This window comes from Nonomuraea turkmeniaca, assembly GCF_005889735.1.
Lineage (GTDB): Bacteria > Actinomycetota > Actinomycetes > Streptosporangiales > Streptosporangiaceae > Nonomuraea > Nonomuraea turkmeniaca.
Genome location: NZ_VCKY01000362.1, coordinates 1 through 7812, shown reverse-complemented (window position 1 = coordinate 7812; position 7812 = coordinate 1). Strand labels below are relative to the sequence as shown.

Genomic DNA, 7812 nt, shown 5'->3' with positions numbered 1-7812 from the left:
CCGGTGTTGCGGAGGCGGTCGCGGGCGGCCGTGATGGCCTCCGTGGTCGTGGCGAAGACCTGGCCGGACCGGCTGAGGCGGGCGATCACCCCCAGCGCCACCAGAGGCTGGTGGTGACTGTCTGGAATGCCGGAGACGTACACGAGGATGCCGCGCCGCTCCAGCCGTTCGATGGCCTCTCGCAGGGCCCGCGCGCCGCTCGCGTCGATGGTGGTGACCCGGGACATGCGCAGCACCACCACCGACACGTCCGTCACCTCCGACAACTCCACCAGGAACCGGTGGGCGGCTGCGAAGAACAACGGCCCGGCCAGCCGGTAGGTGAGGATGTGCGCGGCCAGCGCGGCATGCTCGTCCTCGGTGTGCTGGAGCCGTACGTCGCGGCGGAGCGGCTCCGGGTCGAGGCGGGTGTTGCGCGCCATGGCCCGCAGCGCCAGTGCCCCGGCCACCACCAGCCCGAGGACGATCGCCAGCACCGTGTCCAGCGTCAGCGTGGCGACGGCGGTCAGCACCAGGACCACGGCGTCACCCCGGGTCGACCGGACCATGGCACGCAGGGCGTCCACCTCCACCATGCGGATGGAGGTCGCCAGCAGCACTCCGGCCAGCGCGGCGAGCGGGATCCTGGCGACGAGGCCCGCGGCGGCGTACACGATGACGGCCAGGATCACCGCGTGGGACAGCGCCGCCAGCCGGGACCGGGCGCCGGAGCGTACGTTCACCGCGGTGCGCACGATGGCGCCCGGTGCCCGGCATGCCGCCGAACAGCGGCGTGACGAGGTTGGCGAGGCCCTGCCCGAACAGCTCCCTGTCGGGGTCGTGCCGGTGCCCGTGGCCGATGTCGTCGGCGACGGCGGCCGACAACAGGGATTCGAGCGCGGCGAGGGCGGCGACCGCGATGGCCGGGGCGATGAGGGACGGCAGCGTGGCGAGGTCGAGGAAGCCCAGCGACGGCGCGGGCAGTCCGGCGGGCAGGTCGCCGATCCTGGCCAGCGGCAGCCCGGCCGTCTCGGCGACGAGGGTGGCGACGGCCACGGCGAGCAGCGAGAACGGCACGGCGGGCCGCAGCCGACGGTGAAGCCGGCCACGACCGGGGCGGGGACGAGCGCGATGTACCTCCCGGCGCGGGCCAGGGCGAGCCCCGTCAGCAGGAGCCCGGCCAGCACGCCGACGGTGAGCACGCCGGCGGCGCCGTGCGCACTCATGATCGGCATGAGCATGACCGTCATCGCGCCGCTGGTGCCGGACACCTGCAGCGCCGACCCGCCGAACACGGCCGCCACCGACCCGGCGACCACGGCCGTCGCCAGGCCCGCCCCGGCGCCCATGCCGGAGGAGACGCCGAGCCCGAGCGCGAGCGGCAGGGCGACGATCGCCACCGTGAGGCCGGCCAGCAGGTCGCGGCCTGGGGTGCGGCCCATCGCGGCCAGCGCGGCACGTTGCGGGAGGACGCCGCGCGCCCGCGCTGACCTGCTTAAACATCGGTGTTCACGCAGGGCGTGACGGTGAATCCAAGCCCGTACCGGCTGAAAGCGACGCGAACGCCGGCTCGGCAGCGCGGACCGCCTCCGGCTCCACCTCGAGCCGCGGCCGGCCCTCGGCCAAGGGCATGGAGCACGACCACGTCATCGTGGCACGCCCGCCCGCTTCCGCCGGAGCCCGCCCGGCCGAAACTAGCCCCATGAAATGGGCATATGTCCTGTGTCATGCGGGTCGACAGGGTCACTGCTTCGGTGTGTGATGTGGTTCCCAGCCGAGAGGAGCCCGCCTCGTGACCGCCTCGCCCGACCTGCCCCCGGGCGACGACCCCCGCCACGATCTCTGGACAGGGCGGCAGGTGACCGACCAGGTCTTGTCGATCGTCGGGCTCGTGTGCGCCGTGGTGTCCGTGCTGTTCAGCCCGGTCCTGTTCGGTCTGGCGGGCATCGTGCTGGGCATCGTCGGCCACACGAAGGGCGAGTCGCTGGGCAAATGGGCCGCCGTGGCCGCCGGCATCGGCATGATCATCGGTACGGTTCTCAGCGCCGTACTGGAGAGCATCATGTGATCCGCGGCACCTCGACCGGGCCATGTCGGCCTACGGTCCGGATTTCCGCGCCGCTGCCGATTGGAGGCTTCCTCGTGCGTCATGGTGACGACCAGAAAGGACGGCGACCGGATCCTCGTCACCGACGGCCCCTACGCCGAGACCGGCGGGCGGTGGATCGCATGCGGCGGGCGGAGGTGGCGGCGCTCCCGCCGACACCGAGGTGTGCGCCCTGCCGGGGTTGATGCCGCTGCGCCACGCCCGCAGGGACGCCCGCCCGGACGCCGGCGGCCGCCATCGCCGCCGAGCGCGCCCTGGCCGCCCGTGCCGAGGGCACCGGCTGGACGAAGATCGCAGAACTGTACGGGCAGCTGGAGCTGCTGACCCGCCTGGGCGGCATGGAGGAGGCGGTGGCGGTGTACGGCCGGGGCGCTGGAGAGCCGAGGGGGTCAGGTGGTGGCGAGGGCGACCGTGGGTGACAGGCGGGCCGCCCGCATGGCCGGGTAGATGCCCGCCACCGTCCCGATGACCAGGGTCGCCGCGACCGCGCCGCCGATCGCCCACGGCGGCACCACCGGCGGCCAGTCCCGCGAGACGGCGTACCCGGCGGTGGCCAAAGCTCCGAGCACGGCGCCCACCACCCCGCCGAGCCCCGACAGCAGCAGCGACTCCGACAGGAACTGCAACCGCACCTGCCCCCTGGTGGCGCCGAGCGAGCGGCGCAGGCCGATCTCCTTGCGGCGTTCCAGCACCGAGATGACCATGGTGTTGGCCACTCCCACCCCGCCCACGAGCAGCGCGACGGCACCCAGCCCGAGCAGCAGGTTGGTGAAGGCGCCCGCGGCCGCCGCCTTGGCCGCCAGCGCGTCGGACGGCCTGCTGACCGAGACCTCCTCCGGGTTGGACGGGTTGACGGTACGCGGCAGCACCTCCCGCACCGACTCCACGGACTCGTCGGACGAGCGTTCGTAGATGGTCGTCGGATAGCCGTCGAACCCGAGCAGCTCTTCGGCGGCCGGAAACCCGATGAGGGCGGAGCGTTCGATCTCCGGCGCGAGCGGCATCGGCCCGAGTATCCCGATGACGGTGAACCAGCGCCCGCCCATCCACACCTGCACGCCGGTCCTGGCCAGCCCGAGCCGCTCGGCCGCCGCGGCGCCGAGCACGACGGCCGGCTGCCGGGCCGTGGCGTCGTTCAGCCAGGTTCCCTTGACCACGGCGCCTTCCAGCGTGGCGAGCAGGCCGCTGCTGGCCGCCTGCACGGAGATGCCGCCGGTGTTCGTCTCGGGGATGTGGTTGGTACGCCGCACGCTGGTCTCCACGCTGCCGGTGGCGGCCGCCGTGCGGACCGGGCGGATGCGCTGGACCATGGCCAGTGCCGTGGTGGGCAGCTTGGCGTCGTCGCCGAACATGGTCCGGCCGGGCGTGACGGTCAGCAGGTTCGTCCCGAGCTTGTCGAGCTGGCGCAGGAGTTGCTCGCGCGAGGACGACGAGATCCCGATCACGGCGATCATGGTGGCGATGCCGATGGCGATGCCGAGCGCGGACAGGATCACCCGGGCGGGGCGGGCCCGCAGCCCGGCCGCGCCGACCCGCAGCACGTCACCCGGGCTGAGCCGCCCCGGGGCGAGTCGTTCCCTCATGACCGACCGCCCTTCAGCAGCTCGACCGGTCCCCGGTCGTCGTGGTCGTGGCCGTCGACGATCAGGCCGTCGCGCAGGCGTACCTGGCGGTGGCACCAGCCGGCGATCTCGGCGTCGTGGGTGATGACGGCGATCGTGGTGCCGGACTCGTGCAGGCCGGCCAGGACCGCCAGGACGTCGGCGCCGGCCATGGAGTCCAGGTTGCCGGTGGGCTCGTCGGCCAGCAGCAGCGGCGGGTCGCCGACCACCGCGCGGGCCACCGCCACCCGCTGCTGCTCACCGCCGGACAGCTGCGACGGCTTGTGCCGCAGCCGGTGACCGAGCCCGACGCGGTCCAGCGCGGCGGCGGCGCGCCGGCGGCGGACGCGGCGGTTGGTGCCGGTGTAGAGCAGGCCGTCGGCCACGTTGTCCAGCGCGCTGACGCCGGGCGCCAGGTGGAACTGCTGGAAGACGAACCCCATGTACCGCGAGCGCAGCGCGGACAGCTCGCGGTCGGACAGGGCGGCGATGTCGTGGCCGGCGACGCGCACGGCGCCGGTGGTGGGCCGGTCGAGCGTGCCGATCATGTGGAGCATGGTCGACTTGCCGGATCCGGACGGTCCGACGATGGCCAGCAACTCGCCGCGCGCGACGGTCAGGTCCACCCCGCGCAGCGCGTGCACGTCACCGGGGTACGTCTTGGTCACCGCGGCCAATTCCACGAGTCCGGTCATTGGTCGGGTCATTGCTCCGGCACCCCGACCTTCATGCCCTCGGCCAGCCCTTCGCCCGTGATCTCCACCATGCCGCCACCGAACGCCCCGGTCTCCACCGCCACGATCCTGGTGGCCGCCCCCTCGACGACCTCGACGCCGAACCCGCCCTCGCGCAGCGCCAGCAGCGCCTCCACGGGCACGGCCAGCACGTCCTCGTGCCGCTCGCTCTGCATCTCCACCTCGACCGGCGCCTGGTCCAGCCGGGTCTTCGGCGCCTTGGCCAGCGTGATGTCGACGTCGATGGTGGTGCTCGCGTCCTGGTCCTGGCCGGAGGTCTCGGCCACCGTGCCGACGGACGTGATCCTGCCGCTCGCCTGCTCGCCGCCGGGCAGCGTCACGGTGACCTTGGCGCCCTGGCGGGCCAGCGACTGGTCACCGGTGTCGAGGTCCACGTGCACGAGCCGGCGGATGCCGCTGACGGTGAGCACCTGCTGCCCGGGAGCGACCTTGACGCCGACCTCCGGCTTGGCCTCGGTGACGCGGACGGCGGCGGGCTGGAACACCACCTGGGCGGCGTCCACCTGCCCGGTCTCGGCCAGCCCGCGGTCGTCCTGCCACTCCTTGACGGCCTGCTCGGTGGCGTGGCTGAAGTGGTCGTCCACCGTCAGGTAGTCGCCGTGACCGAGCGCTTTGAGGTTGCGCTCGAGCTGCTCCACGTCGGGGCCGTCTGACATGCCGCGCTGCAGGGTCCGGTACAGCGGCAGTTCGCCGTACATCAGCACCAGCGGCCTGTGGTCGACCTTGAGCAGCGGGCGGCCGCGGCGGATCACCGTGCCCTGACCCGCGACCCAGGTCACGGTGCCGGAGGCACCCGAGGTGAGCTGCCGCTCGCCCGCGTACGTGAGCGCGCCGCTCACGGTCTTGGTCTCCACCAGGTCCTGCCTGGTGATCGCGGCGGAGGCCGGGACGGGGGGCGCGCTCGGCGCGGCGGCGCCGGTGCCGGCGTCGCTCATGACCGCCACCGCGGTCCACGTGGCGGCGACCGCCAGGACGGCGCCGCCGCCCAGGAGCAGGCCCTTGCTCACGGCTTGCCCCCGCCGCTGCCGTTCTCGACCTTGCCGTTGCCCGGCGCGTGCTGTTCGCAGGCCTGGTGCGCGGCGTCCATCTTCTCCTTCGAGCCGCCCCTCATCCTCATGCGCATCGGCTCGCCCGGCTTCGGGTCGGGCATGTCGATCCCCTGCTCGCGCATGCACCGCGCGAACTTGACCATCTGGTCGTAGTCCTCCGCGCTGGGCTTCTCGCCCTCCTGGACGGCCGACTCCATGAGGTGCTCGCATGCCTTGTGCGCCTTCTCGGCCTTCTCCGGGGTCACGCCCTTCGGGAGGGTGATCTGCATGCCGTCCCCGTCCATCTTGGGGTCGGGCATGTCGATGCCGTGCTCGCGCATGCACTTGGCGAACTTCAGTGCCGCCGCCGCCCGGTCCATCGTGGTCGACGGGGAGGCCGTGGGCTTGGCGGACGCGGTGCCGCCGTTCGCACTGGCGACGCCGTCGTCCTTGGCCACGGCGCCACCGCACGCGGCCAGCGCCAGCATGAGGGGGACGACCAGTAACAACCGTATGTTCATGACTTCTTCGCTCCTCCGCGCCACCGATCCTTCGCCCGTGGCGCGGCCCTACTCCAGCCGACCGGGTGCTAAAACCGGATAAGCCCTTACCCGCGGCTAACACGTGATCCGTCACGCTCGTGGCCGAGGAAAGGGGCGGCGATGCGGGTGCTTGTCGTCGAGGACGAGGAACGGCTGGCGGACGCGGTGGCGCAGGGGCTCCGGCTGCACGCGATCGCCGTGGACGTGGCCTACGACGGGCAGGACGCCCTCGACATGGCCGCGTACGTCGACTACGACGTGGTCGTGCTCGACCGGGACCTGCCCGAGGTACACGGCGACGACGTGTGCCGCCGGCTGCGCGAGCACGGGGGCGGACGGGTGCTCATGCTGACCGCCGCGGGCCAGATCCGCGACAAGGTCGACGGGCTGGCGGTGGGCGCGGACGACTACCTGGTCAAGCCGTTCTCGTTCGCCGAGCTGGTGGCCAGGGTCAGGGCGCTGGCCCGGCGCGCGCCGCGGGCGGCGACGCCGCCGCTGGCGCGGGCCGGGATCACGCTGGACCCGGCCCGCCGCACGGTCAGCAGGGACGGGCGGGCGGTGTCGCTGAACCGCAAGGAGTTCGACGTGCTGCACGTGCTGCTCAGCGCGGGCGGCGAGCTGGTCACCTCCGGCGAGCTGCGCAAGAGCGTGTGGGACGAGCACGCCGACCCCGGCACGGGCGCGCTGCGGGTCACGATCACGTCGTTACGCAAGAAGCTCGGCGTCCCGCCGGCCATCGAGAACGTGCCCGGCAAGGGGTATCGGCTGTGATCTCCTGGTGGCGCGGCCGCCGGCTGCGGGTGCGGCTGACGCTGCTGTACGCCGGGCTGTTCCTCGTGTCCGGCTCGACCCTGCTCTGGCTCACCTACCTCATCACCGCCCAGGCGCTGGACCAGCAGTTCATCGCCGGCGTCTCCAGGATCATGAGCCCGCCTCCGGACGTGCTCGTGCAACGCCCCGGGGTCGAAGCGGTCAAGTTCGTCGGCGACGTCGACAACCGGGCAGAAAACGTGCTCAGCCAGATGGTGCGCTCGTCGCTGCTCGTCCTGATCGTGGTCGGCGCCGGGGCGCTCGTGATCGGGTACGTCGTGGCCGACCGGGCGCTGCGGCCACTGGACCGGGTGACCGACACCGCGCAGCGGCTGTCGGAGAGCACCCTCCACGAGCGGATCGCGATGCGCGGCCCGCCGGACGAGGTCAAGCGGCTGGCCGACACGTTCGACGCGATGCTGGACCGGCTGCACCGGGTCTTCGAGGGGCAGCGACGGTTCATCGCCAACGCCTCGCACGAGCTGCGGACGCCGCTGGCGATCAACCGTACGGTGCTGGAGGTGTCGCTGGAGGAGCCGGCCGCCTCGGCGGATCTCAGGGCGCTGGCCAGGGCGCTGCTGGGCACCAACGCCCGCTACGAGCGGCTCATCGAGGGGCTGCTGCTGCTCGCTCAGTCGGAGCAGGACCTGACCGCACGCCGGCCGGTGGACCTGGAGCAGGTCGTACGCGTGGTGCTGGAGCAGATCGACCTGCAGTCCCGCAAGCGCCCGCTCACGCTGCACCAGGACCTGCGGCCCGCGCTCGTCGATGGGGACCCGCTGTTCCTGGAGCGGTGCGTGTTCAACCTGCTGGAGAACGCCACCAAGTACAACGTCCGCGACGGCGAGATCTGGCTCGCGCTGCGGCAGGAGGGCGAGGCGGCGGTGATCACGGTGGAGAACACCGGGTCGGCGGTGCCGCCGTACGAGGTGGACGACCTGTTCGAGCCGTTCAGCCGGATGCAGGGGGATCGGGTGCGCTCGTACAAGG

The 7812-nt window shown here is 72.7% G+C and carries 8 protein-coding genes and 2 pseudogenes; 3 read left to right on the top strand and 7 right to left on the bottom strand.

Features of this window, described 5'->3' with window-relative positions:
- The 3 genes and pseudogenes from ETD86_RS59820 to ETD86_RS59810 form a co-directional block, all read right to left on the bottom strand.
- Positions 1–722: STAS domain-containing protein (locus ETD86_RS59820; RefSeq protein WP_342779362.1), on the bottom strand; the 722-nt coding region annotated here is incomplete at its 3' end.
- A gap of 88 nt (positions 723–810) precedes the next feature.
- A pseudogene (locus tag ETD86_RS59815) lies at positions 811–1035 on the bottom strand (SulP family inorganic anion transporter); the annotation flags it as partial.
- Between the two features lie 99 nt (positions 1036–1134).
- Positions 1135–1421: pseudogene (locus tag ETD86_RS59810) on the bottom strand (SulP family inorganic anion transporter); the annotation flags it as partial.
- 350 nt (positions 1422–1771) lie between these two features.
- Here ETD86_RS59810 and ETD86_RS51050 point away from each other — a divergent pair.
- A complete protein-coding gene (locus ETD86_RS51050; RefSeq protein WP_211370853.1) occupies positions 1772–2047 on the top strand; it encodes a hypothetical protein in 276 nt (91 codons plus the stop codon).
- A 428-nt stretch (positions 2048–2475) separates the two neighbouring features.
- Here ETD86_RS51050 and ETD86_RS51045 read toward each other — a convergent pair whose 3' ends face one another.
- Genes ETD86_RS51045 through ETD86_RS51030 form a run of 4 tightly spaced genes read right to left on the bottom strand, consistent with a single transcriptional unit; the run spans position 2476 to position 5991 of the window.
- Positions 2476–3669, bottom strand: a complete 1194-nt coding sequence (locus tag ETD86_RS51045) for an ABC transporter permease (RefSeq protein ID WP_138673840.1) — start codon at positions 3667–3669, stop codon at positions 2476–2478.
- Positions 3666–4382, bottom strand: coding sequence for an ABC transporter ATP-binding protein (locus tag ETD86_RS51040; protein WP_138673839.1), 717 nt, complete (start codon positions 4380–4382; stop codon positions 3666–3668). Before ETD86_RS51040 ends, ETD86_RS51045 begins: the two co-directional genes overlap by 4 nt.
- A gap of 8 nt (positions 4383–4390) precedes the next feature.
- Positions 4391–5449, bottom strand: coding sequence for an efflux RND transporter periplasmic adaptor subunit (locus ETD86_RS51035; RefSeq protein WP_246149468.1), 1059 nt, complete (start codon positions 5447–5449; stop codon positions 4391–4393).
- Complete coding sequence (locus tag ETD86_RS51030) at positions 5446–5991, bottom strand: hypothetical protein (RefSeq protein WP_138673838.1); 546 nt, start codon at positions 5989–5991, stop codon at positions 5446–5448. The genes ETD86_RS51035 and ETD86_RS51030 overlap by 4 nt, the downstream gene beginning before the upstream one ends.
- 141 nt (positions 5992–6132) lie before the next feature.
- Between ETD86_RS51030 and ETD86_RS51025 the strand changes: the two genes are divergently transcribed.
- Together ETD86_RS51025 and ETD86_RS51020 are read left to right on the top strand one after the other, a co-directional pair.
- Positions 6133–6783 (top strand): response regulator transcription factor, encoded by a 651-nt coding sequence (locus ETD86_RS51025; RefSeq protein WP_138673837.1) that lies wholly within the window; start codon positions 6133–6135, stop codon positions 6781–6783.
- On the top strand, positions 6780–7812 hold a 1033-nt coding region (locus tag ETD86_RS51020; protein ID WP_138673836.1), incomplete at its 3' end, for a sensor histidine kinase. The genes ETD86_RS51025 and ETD86_RS51020, both read left to right, overlap by 4 nt.